General features: G+C 72.7%; 16 protein-coding genes and 1 pseudogene. 5 read left to right on the top strand and 12 right to left on the bottom strand.

Annotated features, from left to right (window positions below; all coding sequences use genetic code 11):
• Positions 1–207: 207 nt before the first annotated feature.
• On the top strand, positions 208–2,733 hold the full coding sequence (locus ABZX67_RS22880) for an ATP-dependent Clp protease ATP-binding subunit (RefSeq protein WP_355363015.1): 2,526 nt from the start codon (positions 208–210) through the stop codon (positions 2,731–2,733).
• Positions 2,734–2,790: 57 nt separating this feature from the next.
• Here the strand turns inward: ABZX67_RS22880 and dacB are convergent, their stop codons facing one another.
• Both dacB and ABZX67_RS22870 read right to left on the bottom strand, forming a co-directional pair.
• Positions 2,791–4,350, bottom strand: a complete 1,560-nt coding sequence (gene dacB, locus ABZX67_RS22875) for a D-alanyl-D-alanine carboxypeptidase/D-alanyl-D-alanine-endopeptidase (RefSeq protein ID WP_355363125.1) — start codon at positions 4,348–4,350, stop codon at positions 2,791–2,793.
• A gap of 362 nt (positions 4,351–4,712) precedes the next feature.
• Positions 4,713–5,011: pseudogene (locus tag ABZX67_RS22870) on the bottom strand (ATP-binding protein); the annotation flags it as partial.
• A 477-nt stretch (positions 5,012–5,488) separates the two neighbouring features.
• On the opposite strand from ABZX67_RS22870, the gene ABZX67_RS22865 reads away from it, so the two are divergent.
• Positions 5,489–6,187 (top strand): M23 family metallopeptidase, encoded by a 699-nt coding sequence (locus tag ABZX67_RS22865; protein WP_355363013.1) that lies wholly within the window; start codon positions 5,489–5,491, stop codon positions 6,185–6,187.
• Positions 6,188–6,193: 6 nt separating this feature from the next.
• Here ABZX67_RS22865 and ABZX67_RS22860 read toward each other — a convergent pair whose 3' ends face one another.
• Positions 6,194–6,754, bottom strand: a complete 561-nt coding sequence (locus tag ABZX67_RS22860) for a helix-turn-helix domain-containing protein (RefSeq protein ID WP_355363011.1) — start codon at positions 6,752–6,754, stop codon at positions 6,194–6,196.
• Positions 6,755–6,858: 104 nt separating this feature from the next.
• Here ABZX67_RS22860 and ABZX67_RS22855 point away from each other — a divergent pair, with 104 nt between their 5' ends.
• Positions 6,859–8,442, top strand: a complete 1,584-nt coding sequence (locus tag ABZX67_RS22855; protein ID WP_355363009.1) for an MDR family MFS transporter — start codon at positions 6,859–6,861, stop codon at positions 8,440–8,442.
• Positions 8,443–8,501: 59 nt separating this feature from the next.
• Here the strand turns inward: ABZX67_RS22855 and cseC are convergent, their stop codons facing one another.
• The 6 genes from cseC to ABZX67_RS22825 form a co-directional block, all read right to left on the bottom strand.
• On the bottom strand, positions 8,502–9,815 hold the full coding sequence (cseC, locus tag ABZX67_RS22850; RefSeq protein ID WP_355363008.1) for a two-component system sensor histidine kinase CseC: 1,314 nt from the start codon (positions 9,813–9,815) through the stop codon (positions 8,502–8,504).
• Entirely contained in the window at positions 9,812–10,525 is a 714-nt protein-coding gene (cseB, locus tag ABZX67_RS22845) for a two-component system response regulator CseB (RefSeq protein WP_355363006.1), read from the bottom strand. The genes cseC and cseB overlap by 4 nt, the downstream gene beginning before the upstream one ends.
• 28 nt (positions 10,526–10,553) lie before the next feature.
• Positions 10,554–11,222, bottom strand: coding sequence for a hypothetical protein (locus ABZX67_RS22840; RefSeq protein ID WP_355363004.1), 669 nt, complete (start codon positions 11,220–11,222; stop codon positions 10,554–10,556).
• Positions 11,210–11,773: a SigE family RNA polymerase sigma factor gene (locus ABZX67_RS22835; protein ID WP_355363002.1), complete on the bottom strand. Its 564-nt coding sequence runs from the start codon at positions 11,771–11,773 to the stop codon at positions 11,210–11,212. The genes ABZX67_RS22840 and ABZX67_RS22835 overlap by 13 nt, the downstream gene beginning before the upstream one ends.
• A 178-nt stretch (positions 11,774–11,951) precedes the next feature.
• Entirely contained in the window at positions 11,952–13,037 is a 1,086-nt protein-coding gene (locus tag ABZX67_RS22830) for an A/G-specific adenine glycosylase (protein ID WP_355363000.1), read from the bottom strand.
• 25 nt (positions 13,038–13,062) lie between these two features.
• The gene (locus ABZX67_RS22825) at positions 13,063–13,728 is read right to left on the bottom strand and encodes a phosphatase PAP2 family protein (RefSeq protein WP_355362998.1); all 666 of its coding nucleotides are present in this window, start codon (positions 13,726–13,728) and stop codon (positions 13,063–13,065) included.
• Positions 13,729–13,872: 144 nt separating this feature from the next.
• On the opposite strand from ABZX67_RS22825, the gene ABZX67_RS22820 reads away from it, so the two are divergent.
• Complete coding sequence (locus ABZX67_RS22820; protein ID WP_355362996.1) at positions 13,873–14,739, top strand: hypothetical protein; 867 nt, start codon at positions 13,873–13,875, stop codon at positions 14,737–14,739.
• A gap of 28 nt (positions 14,740–14,767) precedes the next feature.
• Here the strand turns inward: ABZX67_RS22820 and disA are convergent, their stop codons facing one another.
• Positions 14,768–15,892 carry a DNA integrity scanning diadenylate cyclase DisA gene (gene disA, locus ABZX67_RS22815; protein ID WP_355362994.1) on the bottom strand — a complete coding sequence of 375 codons (1,125 nt, stop codon included), beginning with the start codon at positions 15,890–15,892 and terminating at the stop codon, positions 14,768–14,770.
• Between the two features lie 155 nt (positions 15,893–16,047).
• Positions 16,048–17,454 (bottom strand): DNA repair protein RadA, encoded by a 1,407-nt coding sequence (gene radA / locus ABZX67_RS22810; protein ID WP_355362992.1) that lies wholly within the window; start codon positions 17,452–17,454, stop codon positions 16,048–16,050.
• A 236-nt stretch (positions 17,455–17,690) separates the two neighbouring features.
• On the opposite strand from radA, the gene ABZX67_RS22805 reads away from it, so the two are divergent.
• Positions 17,691–19,451: a hypothetical protein gene (locus tag ABZX67_RS22805; protein ID WP_355362990.1), complete on the top strand. Its 1,761-nt coding sequence runs from the start codon at positions 17,691–17,693 to the stop codon at positions 19,449–19,451.
• Between the two features lie 4 nt (positions 19,452–19,455).
• Here ABZX67_RS22805 and ABZX67_RS22800 read toward each other — a convergent pair whose 3' ends face one another.
• The gene (locus ABZX67_RS22800) at positions 19,456–20,295 is read right to left on the bottom strand and encodes a hypothetical protein (protein WP_355362988.1); all 840 of its coding nucleotides are present in this window, start codon (positions 20,293–20,295) and stop codon (positions 19,456–19,458) included.
• Between the last annotated feature and the right edge of the window lie 32 nt (positions 20,296–20,327).

Below are 20,327 nucleotides of genomic sequence, written 5' to 3'. Positions count from 1 at the left end.
CGTACTGCTGGTGAGGGTAAGTACCTGGCCTGCGGGAACATCGTCTCGCACCATCGGGTTGGAGCATTTGTCGGCGTTCGGGTCAGGAGGCCACAGACGGGTGTCGGCAGTTGGAATGAGCGGTCCCCGCTTGCGGGACTAAGCTGCGGAAGGACAGGGAGGGGACCGACCCCTCTACTGCCTGACCGCTCTGAGGAGCGATTAACGATGTTCGAGAGGTTCACCGACCGCGCGCGGCGGGTTGTCGTCCTGGCTCAGGAAGAAGCCCGGATGCTCAACCACAACTACATCGGCACCGAGCACATCCTCCTGGGCCTTATCCACGAGGGTGAGGGTGTCGCCGCTAAGGCCCTGGAGAGCCTCGGGATTTCGCTCGAGGCGGTCCGCCAGCAGGTGGAGGAGATCATCGGCCAGGGCCAGCAGGCCCCGTCCGGGCACATCCCCTTCACGCCCCGTGCCAAGAAGGTCCTGGAGCTGTCGCTCCGCGAGGCCCTTCAGCTCGGCCACAACTACATCGGCACCGAGCACATCCTGCTCGGCCTGATCCGCGAGGGCGAGGGCGTCGCCGCCCAGGTCCTCGTGAAGCTGGGCGCCGATCTCAACCGGGTGCGGCAGCAGGTCATCCAGCTGCTCTCCGGCTACCAGGGCAAGGAAGCCGCCACCGCCGGTGGCCCTGCCGAGGGCACCCCCTCCACGTCCCTGGTCCTCGACCAGTTCGGCCGGAACCTCACCCAGGCCGCTCGTGAGTCCAAGCTCGACCCGGTCATCGGGCGCGAGAAGGAGATCGAGCGGGTCATGCAGGTGCTGTCCCGCCGCACCAAGAACAACCCGGTCCTCATCGGCGAGCCCGGCGTCGGCAAGACGGCGGTCGTCGAGGGCCTGGCGCAGGCCATCGTCAAGGGCGAGGTGCCCGAGACCCTCAAGGACAAGCACCTCTACACCCTGGACCTGGGCGCGCTGGTCGCCGGCTCCCGCTACCGCGGTGACTTTGAGGAGCGCCTGAAGAAGGTGCTCAAGGAGATCCGCACCCGCGGCGACATCATCCTCTTCATCGACGAGCTCCACACCCTGGTGGGTGCGGGTGCCGCCGAGGGCGCGATCGACGCGGCGTCCATCCTGAAGCCGATGCTCGCCCGCGGTGAGCTCCAGACCATCGGCGCCACGACGCTCGACGAGTACCGCAAGTACCTGGAGAAGGACGCGGCCCTGGAGCGCCGCTTCCAGCCCATCCAGGTCGCGGAGCCGTCGCTGCCGCACACCATCGAGATCCTCAAGGGCCTGCGCGACCGTTACGAGGCCCACCACCGGGTCTCCATCACGGACGAGGCGCTGGTCCAGGCCGCGACCCTGGCCGACCGGTACATCTCGGACCGCTTCCTGCCGGACAAGGCGATCGACCTGATCGACGAGGCCGGCTCCCGGATGCGCATCCGCCGGATGACCGCGCCGCCGGACCTCCGCGAGTTCGACGAGAAGATCGCGGCCGTCCGCCGGGACAAGGAGTCCGCGATCGACTCCCAGGACTTCGAGAAGGCGGCGTCTCTCCGCGACAAGGAGAAGCAGCTGCTGGCGGCGAAGGCCAAGCGGGAGAAGGAGTGGAAGGCCGGCGACATGGACGTCGTCGCCGAGGTCGACGGCGAGCTGATCGCCGAGGTCCTCGCGACCGCCACCGGCATCCCGGTCTTCAAGCTGACCGAGGAGGAGTCCTCGCGTCTGCTCCGCATGGAGGACGAGCTCCACAAGCGCGTCATCGGCCAGAAGGACGCCATCAAGGCCCTGTCGCAGGCGATCCGCCGTACGCGCGCCGGCCTGAAGGACCCGAAGCGCCCGGGTGGCTCGTTCATCTTCGCCGGCCCGTCCGGTGTCGGTAAGACCGAGCTGTCCAAGACGCTCGCCGAATTCCTCTTCGGCGACGAGGACGCGATGATCTCCCTCGACATGTCGGAGTTCAGCGAGAAGCACACGGTTTCCCGCCTCTTCGGTTCCCCGCCCGGATACGTGGGTTACGAAGAGGGCGGCCAGCTCACCGAGAAGGTGCGCCGCAAGCCGTTCTCCGTCGTCCTCTTCGACGAGGTCGAGAAGGCCCACCCCGATATCTTCAATTCCCTTCTCCAGATCCTGGAGGACGGTCGCCTGACCGACTCCCAGGGCCGGGTCGTGGACTTCAAGAACACGGTCATCATCATGACGACCAACCTCGGGACCCGGGACATCTCGAAGGGCTTCAACCTGGGCTTCGCGGCACAGGGTGACGTCAAGACCGGTTACGACCGGATGAAGGCGAAGGTCAACGAAGAGCTGAAGCAGCACTTCCGGCCCGAGTTCCTCAACCGCGTCGACGACACGGTCGTCTTCCACCAGCTCAGCCAGGAAGACATCATCCAGATCGTCGACCTGATGGTCGCCAAGGTGGACGAGCGTCTGAAGGACCGCGACATGGGCATCGAGCTCAGCGGTGACGCCAAGAAGCTCCTGGCGAAGAAGGGCTACGACCCGGTCCTGGGCGCCCGGCCGCTGCGCCGGACGATCCAGCGCGAGATCGAGGACATCCTGTCGGAGAAGATCCTCTTCGGCGAGCTGCGCCCCGGTCACATCGTGGTCGTGGACACCGAGGGCGAGGGTGAGGAGAAGAAGTTCACCTTCCGCGGCGAGGAGAAGTCGGCGCTGCCCGACGTCCCGCCGATCGAGCAGGCGGCCGGCGGCACCGGCCCGAACCTCTCGAAGGACGCGTAAGCGGTAACCGCGCGCTGAAGGGGCTGTCCCGTACGGGACAGCCCCTTTGCCGTGCCCTCAGCAGGTCGTCGGCTTCCGCCACGCGCACTCCACGTCGGCCGGCACCCCGGAGGTCCGTACGCGTTCGGGCGCCACGGTGGCGATCGTCCCGTCGGCCGTGTCCGAGCGGGCCAGCGTCACCACGATCGCGTCCTCGACGCCCTTCACGGACGGCGCCAGGTAGTTGTTGAGGACGATCGCGTAGACCAGGCGGCGGCCGCCCGCGTCGGTGACGTACCCGGAGAGCGCCGAGGCCCCGGTCAGGGACCCGGTCTTGGCGCGGGTGTTCATCGCCGCCGGGGTGCCGCACATCCGGGTGCGCAGGGTGCCGCCGGTGGCGCGGTCCGGGGCGCAGGCGACCGGCAGGGACGCGTACCAGTCGGCGTACCAGGGGGCGTCCTGGACGGCGAGGAGCAGCCGGCTGAGCTGGGCGGCGGGGAAGAGGTTCATCCGGGACAGCCCGGACCCGTCGGCCTGCCGGACCTGGTCCGGGTCCACGCCCTCGGTCTTCAGGTACGCGCCGATGGCGGCGAGGCCCGCGCTCCACGAGCCGCGGCCCGAGGTCTCGTACCCGATGGTCTTCGTCAGCGCCTCGGCGTGCATGTTGTTGGACAGCTTCATGAAGGGCCGCATGAGGTCCCTGAGCGGCATGGAGGTGTGCGAGGCGAGGACCGTGGCGCCGTCGGGCGTCCGCACCCCCAGCCGCGGCGGGCCGCCCCCGACGCGTACGCCGTGGGCGGCGAGGGCGTCGGCGAAGACGGCGGCGGCGTAACCGGTCGGCTCCCAGACGGTGATCCACTCCTTGGTGGGCGCCGCGCCCAGCGGGATCTCGCCGCTGACGACGAGGGTGTTGGTGCCGTGCTCGCGCTCGATGGTCAGGGTGTCGGGCCGGCCGGCGGGGACGGTGGTGGCGCGGTTGTCGACGCGTACGTAGTCGGTGCGGGGGGTCACGCTCACCCGCGGCTTCGCGCCCGCCGCGCCGCCCGGGGCGGCCTCGACGACGACCGTGCCCGCGTCGTAGTCGGTGTCCGGGGCGACCGTGAGGGCGGAGGTCTGCGCGGAGTAGTACGACGACTCGTCGTCCGCGGCCCAGGAACGGCCCAGCCGGTGGGCGTCGAAGCGGGTGTCGTCCGCGACGAGCCGCCCGGTCACCCACCGGACGCCGGCGGCGGCGACCCTGGACGCGAGGGCGTCGTAGTCCTTGGCGAGCGTGGTCGGGTCGCCCGTACCGCGCAGGTACAGGTCCCCCCGGAGGACGCCGTTCCGGGGGCCGGCGGCAGCCAGGACCTCCGTACGGAACCGGTACTCCGGCCCGAGGAGCTCCATGGCGGCGGCCGAGGTGACGAGCTTGGTGTTGGAGGCGGGCATCAGCCGGTCGCCGCTGTCGCGCTGGTAGAGGGTCTCCCCGGTCCCGGCGTCGGCGACGACGACACTCGCGGCGCCGCCGTCCAGCCGGGGGTCGGCGAGGATCGTGTCGATGGCCCCTTTGAGGCCGGTGTCGGAGGGTCCCGCGCCGGCGGGAAGAGCGCTCCCCCCGAGAAGTCCGGCGAGCCCGAGGGCGAGGGCGGTCACGCGCATCACGTGTCTGCTCATGGAGAGGAGGATGGCGGAGCCGGGTGGGGCTGGGAAGGACGCCCGGGGCGCCGGCTGCTGGGCACGGGCCGCCGGGGCGTGTACAGGCGGCGTACGACCCCGTCGGCGAGCAGCTCCTCTCCCCGCGTGCGCACGCGGGGCGGCAGGTGGACGGCCACCAGGTCCATCCCGGCCAGGGGGGACAGGCGATCTCCTCCGGCAGGAAGACGCGTCCACCAGGTGCAGGATCGCGAGGGCGGGGAAGCGCTCCGGGACCTGGGCCAGGTCGGGGTGCAGGTGTTCGCCGTGGTGGACGAGCGTCGGTTCGTTGACGCCGGGGAGTGCGAGCCCGGGCGGGCAGCTGTTCTGTCGAGGTCGCCGAGGGCGAGCAGCGTACGGGCGAGGGCGTCGGCGACGGCGTCGCCCTCGTCGTACGGGAAGGGCGCCTCGCCGGGGGTGTCGAGGGCCTTGCGGACCAGCGTGGTGGCGAGCTTGCGCACCTCGCGGTCCGAGAGGGTCCGCTGCTCGCCCCGGAAGGGGACCAGGCGGGAGAGGCGCACGCGCTCCTCGGGGAGCCCGGCGCCGGGCCCTCGGTGACGAAGAGCCTCCTGATCAGCGGGGCGACGGCGCTGGACGCCAGGCGCGTACCGATGAGTGCCGGGTCCATGGGCATCTCCCGCCGGGCCGGAGTGCGGTCGCGGCGAGCGTATCGGCGGGGCGCGGGGGCCGGGGGTCTTTGGTCCCGAAACGGACAGGCTCCGGCCCCCCGCCCGTGACAAGCCGCACAGGCGGTTCGCGCGGTACTAGCCGGAATAGTGCCGTCCACGGCCCGCCCCCGGCCGCCCCGAGGAGGGCGGGCGCCGGCCGTACGGGGTCAGGGGCGGGCGCGGCCGGCGAGGCCGCCGGGAAAGCCGCAGCTCAAGGGCACCCTCATCAGGACAAACCTCGCTTTCCATGGACATTCCGGCCTCTCAGCCTGTCTTTCGTCGCGCCGTCAAGAGTCCACGTCACACCGCCACGCCTACGACGACATGTCGTAGATGGGTGGTTTGAGGCGGGATGGGGGGCCGGGTTACCAAGGATGAGCACTCGCCCGGCGCACCGCTCGCGTCGGGTCCGTTCTTGTCCGGAGGTCTTTCCCCGTATGTCGAAGCGCATCAAGCACCCCACCCGTAACGCCGCCGTCGCCCTCGCCGCCGTCGGCATGGGAGCGTCGCTGGCGTTCGGAGCCGGTGCTGCGTTCGCGGCCGAGGGGCAGGCGGCTCCCGCCCTCGACACCGCGGCCGCCGTCGCCGCGCAGGCCCAGGCCCAGTCGACGGTCGCCCAGCAGGCCGCTGCCGCGCAGAAGGCGGCGCAGGCGGCGAAGCTCGCCGAGGCCGCGAAGAAGGCGGCCGTCACGAAGAAGGCCGCCGCCAAGAAGACGGCCTCCTGGGTCAAGCCGGTCAACGGCTACACGCTGACCGCCTCCTTCAACCAGGGCGGCGCCATGTGGTCCCACAAGCACTCCGGCCAGGACTTCGCCGTGCCGATCGGCACCCCGGTCAAGGCCGCGCACAGCGGTGTCGTCGTGAAGGCCGGCCCGAACGGCGGCGGCGACGGCCCCGCGTACGGCAACGCCATCGTGATCAAGCACTCCAACGGCACGTACTCGCAGTACGCGCACCTGTCGAAGATCGACGTCTCCGTCGGCAAGAAGGTGAAGACGGGCCAGCTCATCGCCAAGTCCGGCAACACCGGCAACTCCTCCGGCCCGCACCTGCACTTCGAGATCCGTACGACCCCGAACTACGGCTCCGCGATCAACCCGGCGTCGTTCCTGCGCTCCGAGGGCGTCACCATCTGACGCGCGCTACGCATGGCCCTGATGGGCCTGGGTCACCAGATCGACGGCGACCTCGAGGATGGCTTCGTGCTTCTCCTCGGGGTCGCCTTCGACGTGCTGCATGTAGAAGACGCCGGCGTGCATGGTGAACAGCGCGCTGATGCACCGCACCCGGTCGGCCATGGAGAAGTCCGGCTCCTGCATCAGCTCCGTCAGCGTGAGGACGCGCTCCTTGAAGGTCTCCCCGATGCTCAGGTCGCGCACGGTGGCCTGGTTCTCCTGCATGAAGCGGAAGAGCGGGGCCGCGCCGAGCAGGGCCGCGTGGTAGCGGCGCACGATCTCCCGCTTGGTCTCCAGGGTGCGGGGCTGGCCCTCGGCCCAGGTGATCAGTTCGTCGATCGGCCGCGTCATGTCCTGGAAGAGGCTGATGACGATGTCTTCCTTGGTCTTGAAGTGGTAGTACAGCGCCGCCTTGGTGACCCCGAGCCGCTCGGCGATCTCCCGTAGCGAGGTCTTCTCGTAGCCCTGCTCGGCGAAGAGTCCGAGGGCCACGTCCTGGATCCGCTGGCGCGTGTTGCCTCTGGCCATGGTGCTCGGTCCTCTCCCGAAAACTTACTTGACGCCCGGCTAGTACCGCCTCTACGGTCACCAGTGTAGAACTAGCCGGGCGGCAAGTAAGTGGAGCGGGGAACATGAAAGACACCGACATACGGCAGCGGCGGGAGCCGCGTACACGCAGCGTGCGGGTAGTGCTGCTCGCGCTGATGATCGCCATCCTGCTGGCGATGCTCGACAACATGATCATCGGCACCGCGATGCCCACCATCGTCGGAGAGCTCGGCGGCCTGGCGCACCTCTCCTGGGTCGTCACCGCCTACACCCTCGCCACCGCCGCCTCCACCCCGATCTGGGGCAAGCTCGGCGACCTCTACGGCCGCAAGGGCACCTTCCTCACCGCGATCGTGATCTTCCTGATCGGCTCCGCGCTTAGCGGCATGGCCCAGGACATGGGGCAGCTCATCGGCTTCCGCGCCGTCCAGGGCCTGGGCGCCGGCGGTCTGATGGTCGGCGTCATGGCGATCATCGGCGACCTGATCCCGCCGCGTGAGCGCGGCAAGTACCAGGGCATGATGACGGGCGTCATGGCCCTCGCGATGATCGGCGGCCCGCTGGTCGGCGGCACCATCACCGACCACTGGGGCTGGCGCTGGTCCTTCTACATCAACCTGCCGCTGGGCGCGGTCGCCCTCGCGATGGTCACCGCCGTGCTGCACCTGCCGAAGCGGGAGCGCGACCGCCGGCCGCGCATCGACTACCTCGGCACCGCGCTGCTGACCATCGGCATCACGGCGATCGTCCTGGTCACGACCTGGGGCGGTACGGAGTACGCCTGGGACTCCGCCGAGATCCTGGCGCTGGGCGCCGTCGGCGTGGCCGCCACCGCCGGATTCCTCTTCGTCGAGACGCGCGCCGCCGAGCCGGTCGTGCCGCTGCACATCTTCCGCAGCCGCAACTTCACGCTCATGTCCCTGATCGGGTTCCTGACCGGCTTCGTGATGTTCGGTGCCATGCTCTTCCTGCCGCTGTTCCAGCAGTCCGTGCAGGGCGCCTCGGCCACCAACTCCGGGCTGCTGCTCCTGCCGATGCTGATCGCCATGATGGCCGTGTCGCTGTACGCGGGGCGCGTCACCACCGCCAGCGGCAAGTACAAGATCTTCCCCATCGTGGGCGGCGGGCTGATGGTCGTCGGCCTCTTCCTCATGGCGCAGATGGACACCGAGACCTCCCGTTTCACCTCCGGGGCGTACATGGCGCTGCTCGGCGCGGGGATGGGCTTCCTGATGCAGATCACCATGCTCGTCGCCCAGAACAGCGTCGAGATGAAAGACATGGGCGTGGCCTCGTCCACGACGACGCTCTTCCGTACGCTCGGCTCGTCCTTCGGTGTCGCGATCATGGGCGCGCTCTTCACGGCGCGGGTGCAGGACGAGATGGCGGCGCGGGGCGGCGGCGCGGCGACCGCGCAGTCGGCCCAGCTCGACGCGGCGAGCCTGGAGCGGCTGCCGGAGCAGGCGCGCGAGGCGTACCAGTTCGCGGTGGCGTCCGGTACGCACACGGCCTTCCTGCTGGGCGCGGCGGTCGCGGTGATCGGCTTCGTCGCGGCGTTCTTCGTCAAGGAGGTCCCGCTGAAGGGCGCGGGTCCGCAGGGCCCGGAGGCCCCGCAGGACCCCCCGCAGCAGGAAGCCCCGCCGAAGCTGGCGGCCTCCTCCAGCTGAGGGCGGGGGCTCGGGGGCCTGCGGTCACCGCAAGCCCCCGCCCCGCCCGGCCCCCGCGGCTACCGCTCCTCCGGCGGCAGCCGCAGGACCGGGAAGCTGCCCGTCGACGTCGGCGCGTGTTCCGGGAGCCAGAGCACCGCGATCGCGCCGCCCGACGGGGACGCGTTGCGGAAGGTGAGGCGGGCGCCCAGGACGCGGGCCTGGCCCGCCGCGATGGTCAGGCCCAGGCCGTGGCCGTGGCCCGCGCGGTCGCTCGCGCCCGTGCGGAAGCGGCTCGGCCCCTCGCGCAGGAGCGCCTCCGGGAAGCCGGGCCCGTGGTCGCGCACCCGCAGCACGCGGCCCTCGACGGTGACCTCCACCGGCGGCTTGCCGTGCTTCGCGGCGTTCGCCAGCAGGTTGCCCAGGATGCGCTCCAGCCGCCGCGGGTCGGTGTTCACCCATGACTCGTGCACCACCCGCACCTCGGCCTCCGGATCCAGCGCCCGCACCCGCCGCTCGACGAACTCGCCGAGCGCGATCTCCTGGAGCTCGGCGCGCTCCGAGGCGCTGTCGAGCCGGGCCACCTCCAGCACGTCCTCGACCAGCGTGCGCATCGCCTGCGCCCGGTCCCGTACGAGCTCGCTCGGCCGCCCGGGCGGCAGCAGCTCGGCGGCGGTGAGCAGCCCGGTCACCGGCGTACGCAGCTCGTGCGCGATGTCCGCCGTCACGCGCCGCTCCGCCTGGATGCGCTCGTTCAGCGCGTCGGTCAGCGCGTCCACCGCGCGCGCCAGCTCGTCCGTCTCATCCCGTACGCGCCCGCCGATCGCGTCCCGGACCCGTACGTCCGTGTTGCCCTGGGCGACCTTGCCCGCCGCGGCGGCGGCCTTCCGCAGCCGCCGGGACAGCTGCCCGCCGATCAGCACGCCGAGCGCGCACCCGCCGAAGACCACCGACACCGAGCCGGCCACCAGCGCCTGGTCCAGCGCCTTCATGATCGTCGTGGAGCGCCCGGCGAACTGCGTGCGCAGCGACAGCACGTCGCCGTTGGCCAGCGGCACGGCGGCCCACACGTCCGGGGCGCCGGACGGCCGCTCCTCCACGAAGGTGCCGCGGTGCCGGTTGCGCATCAGCGCCTCCAGCTCGGGCGGCAGCGCCGGATCGTTGATCTTCGTGCCGAACTTCGGCTCGCCCTTCGGCTTCGCCGACTCGTACATCCGCTGCGCGAAGACCAGCCGCTCCATCTGGACCTCGCGCGCGTTGTCCAGCATCGAGACGCGGGCGGCGTTGTGGACGACCAGGCTGAGCGCGCCCGCGATCAGGGCGCCGACCCCCGCGATGGCGATGGCGATCTTCCAGCGGACACCGGTGCGCACGGCGAAAGGGCGGCGCTTCATGCCTTGAGCTTGTAGCCGAAGCCGCGGACCGTCTCGATCCGGTCCTGGCCGATCTTCGTACGGAGCCGCTGGACGTGGACGTCGACGACGCGCGTGTCCCCGCCCCACCCGTAGTCCCACACCCGCTCCAGCAGCTTGTCGCGGGAGAGCACCGTGCCGGGCGCCGACGAGAACTCCAGCAGCAGCCGCATCTCCGTCGGGGTCAGCCCGACCGGCGCGCCGGCCCGGCGCACCTCCATGCCCTCGGTGTCGATCTCCAGGTCGCCGAAGACGAGCACGCCGCCCTGGTCCGGGCCGCCCTGCCGCGAGGCGTCGGCCGCGCCGCCCGCCCCGCCCGACGCGTGCCCGAAGCGCCGCAGCACCGCACGGATCCGGGCCACGAGCACGGCGCCGTCGAACGGCTTGGTCACGTAGTCGTCGGCCCCGGCCTCCAGGCCCAGCACCACGTCGATGGAGTCGGCCCGCGCCGACAGCATGATCACCGGAACCGTCGACTCGTCCCGGATGCGCCGGCAGAGGCTGACGCCGTCCATGCCGGGCAGCATGACGTCGAGCAGCGCGATGTCCGGCCGCCGCGCCCGGAACGACTCCAGCCCGGACAGCCCGTCCGGCATGGCGGTCACCGCGAAGCCGTCCCGCTCCAGGGCGAGCTGGGTGGCCTCGCGGATGACGTCGTCGTCCTCGACGAACAGGACATGGGTCTCGGCCATCCCGCGCTTACTCCTGTACTCCCGCGTATCAGTTTTCGGGCGGCGAGCTCGGCGCGGGCCCGTCGATGCCGCCGTCGCCGATCGCCTTGCTGTAGTCGTTGTGCACCCGGTCGTGCTCGCTGAACCGGTTCCCCACCCAGCGGTACGTGATCACGTCCTCGCCGGACGGATACGCGACCGGGTCGCCCTCCTCGTACACCTGCTGGGTGAGGACGAGGTCGCCCCGGTCGATGGTGGAGTACACGGCCGGTTCCTCGACCGCGAAGACATTCTCGTACTCGCCGTCCACCAGGCGGTACACGTACGTCCCGACCCCCACGGCGTCCCCGCACGTCATGACGTTCACCACCACGTCCGGGCGGCCGCTGCCGGTGAGGTTCCCGTACGACGTGTCGATCGGGTACGCGTCGGCCGTGCACGGCTTCAGCTCGTCCTTGACCTGGTCGCCGACCTTCGGGTCGTCCTTGATCAGCCGGACCGGGTCGACCTTCTTGATGGGCGAGGTCCGGACGGGCGCCGTGGGCGCGGACGAGGGCGCCGCCTGGTCGGTCCGGGCCGCGCCCTCGTCGCGCGTGCCCGTGCCGCCGGTGGAGCAGCCGGCCGTGAGCAGGCCGAGGGCGGCGAGCACGGCCGCCGCCGTGGTGCTCGCCGCCCGGATCCTGCCGGTGCCGCCGACGTCGTCTCTCAGGCCGCGCACCGTTCCCGCCCTCGTTCGTGACCGCGTTCCGTACGCTCCAGGGCTCGGGCGTCGGTGTCGACGGACCGGCTCTCCAGTTCCTGACGGAGCCGGGCCAGGGCCCGGTGGAGCGTGCTCTTCACCGTACCGGTCGACATGCCGAGCGCGGCGGCCGTCTCCTCGGTGCTCATCTGCTCCCAGTGCCGCAGTACGACCACGCTGCGCTGCTTGGGCGCCAGCACCTTCAACACGTCCATCAGCAGGGCCCGGTCGGCGTGCTGCTCGGTGGCGTCCTCGACGGACGCGTCGGGCAGCTGCTCGGTGGGCACCTCCTCCAGCTTGCGGGCGCGCCACCACTCGGTCCGCGTATTGATCATCACGCGGCGCAGGTACGCGTCGGCGAGGGCCTTGTCGGCTATGCCGTCCCAGCGGCCGTACGTACGGGCCAGCGCCGTCTGCAGCAGGTCCTGGGCGTCCACCGGGTCGGGGACGAGACGGCGCGCGCTGCGCAGCAGCGCGTCCTGCCGAGTGCGTACGTACTCCTCGAATCCGAGCACCTCGCCGTGCGACATCCGAACCGCCTCCATCCCCGTGACGAGCACCCCCCGTGGGCACCCCTGTGGTCTTACGGCAGGAGACGCTACGGAGCTGTTGTCACGGGGTTGTCCGAGGCAGCCGTCGGCGGACGCACGGCTGTCCATCGGTTGTGTAACAGCGGAGGTGTAACAACCCCGGATCAGGGGAAGGTGATCATGTTCGGCTTCCGCCCGGGCCGGTCGGAGCACCCGGACCGGCCGGTGTCGCCGGACCGGCCGGAGCTCCAGAGCCGGTCGGAGCCGCCGGCCCGGCCGGTGTCGCCGGGCCGGCCGGCAACCGGTAGCGGCCGCCCTCCAGGGGCTCCACCAGCCCGTCCGCGACCAGCCCGTCCAGCGCCCTCGCCCGCTGCACCGGCTCGTCCCACACCGCGTCCAGCGCGGTCTGCTCCACCGGCGCCACCGCCTCGCGCAGCACGGCGAGGAGCTTGCCGCGCACCTGGCGGTCGGTCCCCGCGTACGTCTGGCCGCGCCGCGCCGGGCCGTCGTGGGCGGGCTTGCCCGCGAGCCGCCACGCGCAGTGCCCGGCGATGGGACAGCGGGCGCAGTCCTCGTTCTTCGCGGTGCACACCAGCGCGCCGAGCTCCATCGACGCCGCCGCCCAGCGGGCCGCGGTCGTCTCGTCCTCGGGCAGCAGCGCGCGGGCGAGCCTGCGCTCGGCGGCGGTGGTGGCGTTCGGCGGGTACTGCACGCCCGTGACGGACCGGGCGAACACCCGGCGCACGTTCGTGTCCAGGACGGCGTGCCGCTGCCCGTACGCGAACGACGCCACCGCCGCGGCCGTGTACTCGCCGATGCCCGGCAGCGCCAGCAGCTGCGCGTGGTCGCGCGGTACGTCGCCGCCGTGCCGCTCCGTTATGGCGACGGCCGCGCCGTGCAGGCGCAGGGCGCGGCGCGGGTAGCCGAGGCGGCCCCAGGCGCGGACCGCCTCGCCGGGGGCCTCCGCGGCCAGGTCGGCGGGGCGGGGCCAGCGGGCCAGCCACTGCTCGTACACCGGGAGGACCCGGCTGACGGGGGTCTGCTGGAGCATGAACTCGCTGACCATCACGCCCCAGGCGCCCGCTTCGGGGCGGCGCCAGGGCAGGTCGCGGGCGTGCTGCTCGAACCAGGCGAGGACGGGCGTGTGCAGCCGCGTGTGCGCGTCGCCGGCTTCGGCGGCGGTGGCGGCTTCGGCGGGGGACGGCGATGAGGGTGAGGGAGAAGGGGCGGGAGCGGCGGCGGAGAGGCTTTCGGTCGCAGTCATGGCACCTCCGATCCTGGCACGTCCGTCAGCCGCGGCGGTGCATCGGCTCCCGGCGCCGCGGCGCCACGTGCCGCCCGGTCCCGGCCTCCGGGACCGCGGGGCCGCTCCCCGCCAGCCAGGTCGCGGCGCCCGACCGGCTCGTCCGCATCGTGTCGACCAGCGCGCCGGTCGGGCGGGTCAGCAGCTTGACGAAGACGACGGCGGCGATCGCCCCCAGCACCAGTCCGGCGGCCACGTCGTGCGGGTAGTGCACGCCGACGAAGACCCGCGAGAAGGCCATGAGCAGCGCCATCGGCACCGTCAGCCAGACGATCCGGCGCCAGGCCAGGGCGAGCGCGATCGCGGCCGCGCCCGCGATGGCGGAGTGGTTGCTCGGGAAGGACCAGTCGCCGTACGCCGGGCACTCCACCAGCGAAGCGGCCGCGCCCGCGACCGCGCGGCACGGGCGCTCCTCGTCGATCACCGACTTCAGCAGCTCGCTGACGACGTACCCGAAGGCCGTGCCGAGCGGCGCGAGGACGGCGAGCGCCATGGCCCGGGAGGCGTCGGGGCGCGCCCGCCACCAGCCGATGACGAACAGCACGCCGAAGAGGAGCAGCCCGGCCTCCGTCCACAGCTCGGCGATGAGGTGTACCCAGCCGGGAGTGGTGTGGGCGAAGTCGGTGATGTCGAGGTAGAGGTCCTGGCTCATGGTTACGGACGGTACCTGGCCGCCGGGTGACCCCATGCGCCGCCGTCCACATCTCCGCCCCTGGAATGTGATCATCGGCAAAACTTGGTGCACGGGCGGCGGGTGGGGCGGGAGTTGGGCGCTGATCTCTCGTACAGTTTGTGCGTGGGATCTCTGCGCAATCCGGTCGGGCCGCTTCCCTCCTCCATCTACTGGCGACGGAGGGCAGTCGCGGCGAGCCTGGTCGCGCTGCTCGCGCTGCTGATCGTATGGGTCGTCACATCCGGTGGGGACGGCGGCGGGAAGGACGGCGCGGGTGACGGCGCCAACGGAGCCGCGCCCGTACCCTCCATCACCCCGGGACCCTCCCAGCCGGGCCCGGCGATCAGCAACCAGCCGGGCGGACGCGACGAGTCCGGCGCCTCCGGGGGCTCCGGCGGCGGTACGGCCCCGGGGACGGGCCAGGACGACGGCAAGAACGGTGACACGGCGTCAGGCGGCGGCACCGGTACGGGAACCAGTGCCGGAGCGGGCTCCGACGGCTCCGGCGGCACGGGCTCCTCGGCCGGTTCCGGTTCCGGCGGCTCCGCCGGCTCCGTCGCGAACCAGGTCCCGGCGGACTCGCCGCTGCCCGACTGCGCCCCCGGCACCCTGCGGGTGACCCTGCGCAGCACGAAGGTGTCGTACGCGCCCGGCGAGAAGCCGCGGTTCGAGCTCGTCGCCCGCAACACCTCGGGCACCACCTGCAAGGCGGACTTCGGGCCCCGCACGGCGGTCCTGACCATCAAGAACAGCGAGGCCGACACCGTCTGGTCCTCGAAGGACTGCCCGCGCGGCGCCGCCCCGCTGATGCTGCGCGTCCCGGCGGGCGGAAGCGTCACGCACACCGTCGAGTGGGACCGCCGGCTCAGCGCCCCGCAGTGCGCGACGCCGTCCGGCGCGCGGGCCGCGGGAGCGGGGACCTACCTGCTGGAGGCGGCGGTGCCGGGCGCGAAGGTGCTCCCCGCGTCGTTCACCCTCGCCAAGGACTGACGGCAGGCAGCCAGGGGCCCGCTCGGGACTACACGTACCGCTCGAGGATCGACGACTCGGCGAGCCGCGACAGCCCCTCGCGCACGCTGCGGGCGCGCGCCTCGCCGACGCCGTCGACGGTCTGGAGGTCGTCGACGCTCGCCGCGAGCAGCTTCTGCAGACCGCCGAAGTGCTCCACGAGCCGCTCGATGATCGCGCCGGGCAGCCGCGGCACCTTCGCCAGCAGCCGGTAGCCGCGCGGCGAGACCGCCGAGTCGAGCGCCTCCGGCGAGCCGGTGTACCCGAGGGCGCGGGCCACGATCGGCAGCTCCAGCAGCTCGGCGTGGCTGAGCGCGTCCAGCTCGGTGAGGGCCTCGGCGACCGTGCGGGACCGCTTGGCCGTGGGTTCCGGTACGTAGTCGCGGACGACGAGTTCGCGCTCGGGCTCGACGCCCGCGATCAGCTCGTCGAGCTGGAGCGCGAGGAGGCGGCCGTCGGTGCCGAGCTCCACGACGTACTCGGCGATCTCGGTGGCGATCCGGCGGACCATCTCCAGGCGCTGCGCGACGGCCGTGACGTCCCGGACGGTCACCAGGTCCTCGATCTCCAGCGCGGAGAGCGTGCCGGCGACCTCGTCGAGGCGGAGCTTGTACCGCTCCAGCGTCGCGAGGGCCTGGTTGGCGCGCGAGAGGATCGCCGCCGACTCCTCCAGGACGCGGCGCTCGCCGTCGACGTACAGCGCGATCAGCCGCATCGACTGCGACACGGAGATGACGGGGAAGCCGCACTGCTTGCTGACGCGGTCGGCGGTGCGGTGGCGGGTGCCGGTCTCCTCGGTGGGGATCGACGCGTCCGGGACGAGCTGGACGCCCGCCCGCAGGATCTTGGTGATGTCCTTGTCGAGGATCAGCGCGCCGTCGAGCTTGCACAGCTCGCGCAGGCGGGTGGCGGTGAACTCCACGTCCAGCACGAACCCGCCGGTGCACATCGACTCGACGGTCTTGTCCATGCCGAGGACGATGAGACCACCGGTGTTGCCGCGGAGGATGCGCTCCAGACCGTCCCGCAGGGACGTACCGGGGGCGACGGCGCTGAGCGAGGCACGCATCAGCGCCTCGTTGCCGGAGCCCGCGCCGGACTTTCCGGGACCTGCTGCCCCGTCCTTGGCTGCCACTGCACTCCTCCGGCTCGTACGGATGGGCGAGACCAGGGCAAAGTCTAGCGACCCCGTCCCCGGGCGGTCCCCGCAGCGCTACGGGCCCGGCTCACCGCCCCCTGTTCACGGCTCCTGTTTACGGCCCCGGCTCACGGCCCGGCTCACGGCCCGGCTCACGGGGCCGGTTCCTCGGCGGCCGTCGGCCGGCGGCGGGAGCGGGGGAGGACCCGCAGCGCCTCGGACATGTCGGCCACCTCCGTGACCTTCATGCCCGGCGGGACCTTGCCCGGGTCACCCGGGACCAGCGCGTGCGTGAAGCCCAGCCGGTGGGCCTCGGCCAGGCGGCGCTGCACGCCGGTCACGCGGCGGACCTCGCCCGCGAGGCCCACCTCCCCGATGGCGACGAGGTTCTTCGGCAGGGGGGTGTCGCTGGCGGCGGAGGCGAGCGCGAGCGCGATGGCGAGGTCCGCGGCCGGCTCGGAGAGCTTCACGCCGCCCACGGTGGCGCTGTAGATGTCCCGCTTGCCCAGCGCGCTGATCCGGCCGCGCTGCTCCAGCACCGCCAGCATCATCGAGACCCGGGAGGTCTCCAGTCCCGAGGTGGTGCGCCGGGGGGAGGGGATCTGCGAGTCGACGGTGAGGGCCTGCACCTCGGCGACCAGGGGGCGGCGGCCTTCGAGGGTGACGGTCAGGCACGTGCCGGGCACGGCCTCGGCGCGGCGGGTGAGGAACAGCCCGGAGGGGTCGGTGAGGCCGGTGATCCCCTCGTCGTGCAGCTCGAAGCAGCCGACCTCGTCGGTCGCGCCGTACCGGTTCTTGACGCCGCGGACCAGGCGCAGGCGGGCGTGGCGGTCGCCCTCGAAGGACAGCACGACGTCCACCAGGTGCTCCAGCAGCCGGGGCCCCGCGATGGCACCGTCCTTCGTCACGTGGCCGACGAGCAGCGTGGACATGCCGCGCTCCTTGGAGGCGCGGATCAGCGCGCCGGCGACCTCGCGGACCTGGGCCATGCCGCCCGGCGCCCCGTCGATCTCCGGCGAGGCCACCGTCTGGACGGAGTCGAGGACCAGGAGGGACGGCTTGACGGCGTCCAGGTGCCCGAGGACGGCGGAGAGGTCCGTCTCGGCCGCGAGGTAGAGGTGGTCGTTGAGGGCGTTGATCCGGTCGGCGCGCAGCCGGACCTGGCTCGCGGACTCCTCGCCCGTGACGTACAGCGTGCGGTGCTCGTCGCTCGCCGCCTTCGCCGCGACGTCGAGCAGGAGCGTGGACTTGCCGACCCCGGGCTCGCCCGCGAGCAGCACGACGGCGCCCGGGACCAGGCCGCCGCCGAGGACGCGGTCCAGCTCGTCCACACCGGTGGAGCGGGCGGTGGCCTGGCGGCCGTCGACCTGGCCGATGGGCAGCGCGGCGGTGGAGACCCGCCCGGCGGCGGTCGTGCGGACCGCGGGCGTGCCGTACTCCTCCACCGTCCCCCAGGCCTGGCACTCGGGGCAGCGGCCGAGCCATTTGGCGGTCGTCCATCCGCACTCGGTGCAGCGGTAGGAGGGCCGGTCCTTGGTGGATTTCGTACGGGCAGCCATGCGCAAACCGTAGCGGCCCCCACTGACAGCGCCTCTCACAATGCCTCTGGCAACGCTTCTGACAACGCCTTCTTCGCGAAGGATGCCGAGTGTTCGAGCCGCTGGCATATACCGTTTGTCACGTGGCGAGGGCAAAACGTCCTGTCCTCTTTTGAGGGATACGTTCACCCGTAAGTGTTAAAAGAGCCGAAGCGCTACGAAGAGTGTGCCTTCGCCCGCCTACGGTCGGCCGGGTGATGAGCAGCAGGCTGGAGCCCCCCACGTACACCACCGGCGCACACCGGTCGCGGCGCGGTGCGCCCCGGGACGCCGGGGCCGAGGAGCGGACCACCACCCGGTCCTCGGGCCGGTCCGCGGCCCGGACCGGCGCCCGGACCCTCGCCCAGCGCCCGCCCGCGCGGTACGAGCCGTACCTGGACGGGCTGTTCACGTACTGCCTCTCCGTCCTGTGCGACCACGACGTGGCGACGGCGGTGCTCGGCGACGTGCTCGCCATCGCCGAGCGGCAGTCCGGGCGGTGTCCCGCCGGCGAGACCGAGCGCAAGGCGTGGCTGTACGCGCTCGCCCGCTGGGCCTGCCTGCGCGAGCTCGGCGAGCAGCGCGAGAAGCGCCGCCGGCAGGGCGCGCACACCGGCCGCCCCGCCCCGGCCCCCGCTCCCGAGGAGACACCGCCGGCCCAGGTCGCGGACGAGACCGCCGACCACCGCCGCCGCGAACTGGCCCTGCTCGCCTGGCCGGAGGCGGCCGGTACCACCCCCCAGCAGCGCGAGGCCCTGGAGCTGGCGGTTCGCCACCAGCTCGGCTCCCGCGAGGTGGCCGCGGTGCTCGGCATGGAGCCGCTCGCGGCGCGCGAGCTGCTGTCGGCGGCGGCGTGCGAGGTGGAGCGCACCCGCGCGGCGCTCGCCGTCGTGGAGACCGGGTCCTGCCCGGCGGTGGCCCGGCTCACCGGAGACCACCAGGTGCTGCTCTCCGCGGCGCTGCGGCGCGAGCTCGTCCGGCACGTCGACGACTGCCCGCGCTGCCGCCGCGCCGCCGAGCGCGCCGGGGCGGGCGGCCCCTGGCCCGGCTCGTCGGTCACCCCCGCCAGGCTCCCGCTGGTCGAGGCGCCGAGAGCGGCGGCGTACGTGGCGATGCTGCACGTCCGGCGGGCGCGCGCGGCCGGGCCGCGGTTCGGCCGCGACGGCTTCCCCCTCGACCCGAAGGACCACGCGGCGCGGCGCGACCGGATGCGGGCGCGGGCGGTGACGACGACGGTCGTCGCCACGGTCGTCGCGGCCCCGGTGCTGGCGCTCTGGGCGGCGTACCGCGGCGCCCCGATGACCGGCGAGCCGCGCGACGGGACGGCCATCAGCGCGAGCGAGGCCGACGAGGCGGCCGCCGGCCACGGCGCGCCCGACCCGTCGCAGGACGGCTACCACCAGTACGACCGGTACGCGAACGCGGGCAACGCCCGCAGCGAGCCCGGCGGCCGCGGCGCGGTCTCCGTCGAGGTGATCAGCACCGGCACGCCCGCCCCGCCCTCGCAGCCCGGCCGCCCGGGCCCCGGACGCATCACGGTCACCGCGCAGCCGGCCGGTGACGACACGACGATGCTCACGCTCACGGCGTCCGGCGGCGCCCCGGTGACCTGGTCCCTGTGGACGGACGCCCCCTGGCTCTACGCGAGCCGCTCCTCCGGCACGCTCTCCCCGGGCCAGTCCCTCGCGGTGTACGTCTCCGTCGACCGGGCCCGCGAGCCGTCCGGCCCCTGGACCGCGCGCGTGGGCGTGGACCCGGCGGGCGCGATCGTCGAACTCGACGGCGAGGGCTCGCCCCGGCCGCCGGCTCAGGACCCGACACCGGCTCCGCCGTCCACCCCGCCGGCCTCGACGCCGCCGCCGTCCCCGGACCCGGCTCCGACGCCGCCCACCCCTTCCTCCCCGCCGCCGGAGCCGTCCTCCCCCTCGGACACCGCGTCGCCGTCGGCGCCGCCCGCCACGGAGGCGCCGTCGCCGTGAGGGCTCAGGGCCGCGGGTCCGCCGGGTGCGGAGCCAGCAGCGGCAGCTGGGCGGCCAGCCGCGCCTCGCACAGCTCGACCAGCACGTCGTACGCCGCCTTGCCCATCAGCTCGGTCAGCTCCGGCCGGTACGTCACGTACACCGGATCGCCCGCTCCGTGCGCCGACGTCGCCGAAGTGCACCACCAGTGGAGGTCATGGCCCCCGGGGCCCCAGCCCCGGCGGTCGTACTCGCCGATCGAGATCTGCAGGACCCGCGTGTCGTCGGGGCGGTCGATCCAGTCGTACGTCCGGCGGACCGGCAGCTGCCAGCAGACGTCCGGCTTCGTCTCCAGCGGCTCGCGCCCCTCCCGCAGCGCCAGGATGTGCAGGGCGCAGCCCGCGCCGCCCGCGAAGCCGGGGCGGTTCTGGAAGATGCAGGAGCCCTCCCAGCGGCGCGTCTGCCGCTCGCCGTCCTCGTCGAGCTGGACCCAGCCCGACTCCGTCCCCGACCCCGACTCCGACGCCGTACCGACGGCGTGGAACTGCCACAGCTCCGGTGTGAGCCGTTCCACATGCCCGGCCACCCGCTGCTCGTCCTCCTCGTCCGAGAAGTGCGCGCCCAGCGTGCAGCAGCCGTCGTCCGCGCGGCCGGCCTGGATGCCCTGGCAGCCGCTGCCGAAGATGCAGGTCCAGCGAGAGGTGAGCCAGGTCAGGTCGCAGCGGAAGACCTGCTCGTCGTCGGCGGGGTCCGGGAACTCCACCCAGGCGCGGGGAAAGTCCAGCCCCTTCTCGTCCCCCTCCACCGGCGCGGCCGGTACGGAGGGAGCGGGCTTCGCCTTCTTCGCCTTCTTCGTCTTTGGCACACACCAAGCGTATGCGCCGCGCGCAGTAGCGT

This window comes from Streptomyces sp. NPDC003036, from assembly GCF_040611175.1.
In the GTDB taxonomy this organism is placed as follows: Bacteria; Actinomycetota; Actinomycetes; order Streptomycetales; family Streptomycetaceae; genus Streptomyces.
The sequence above is the reverse complement of the archived record's forward strand: the minus strand, read 5'-3'. Positions and strand labels throughout refer to the sequence as shown.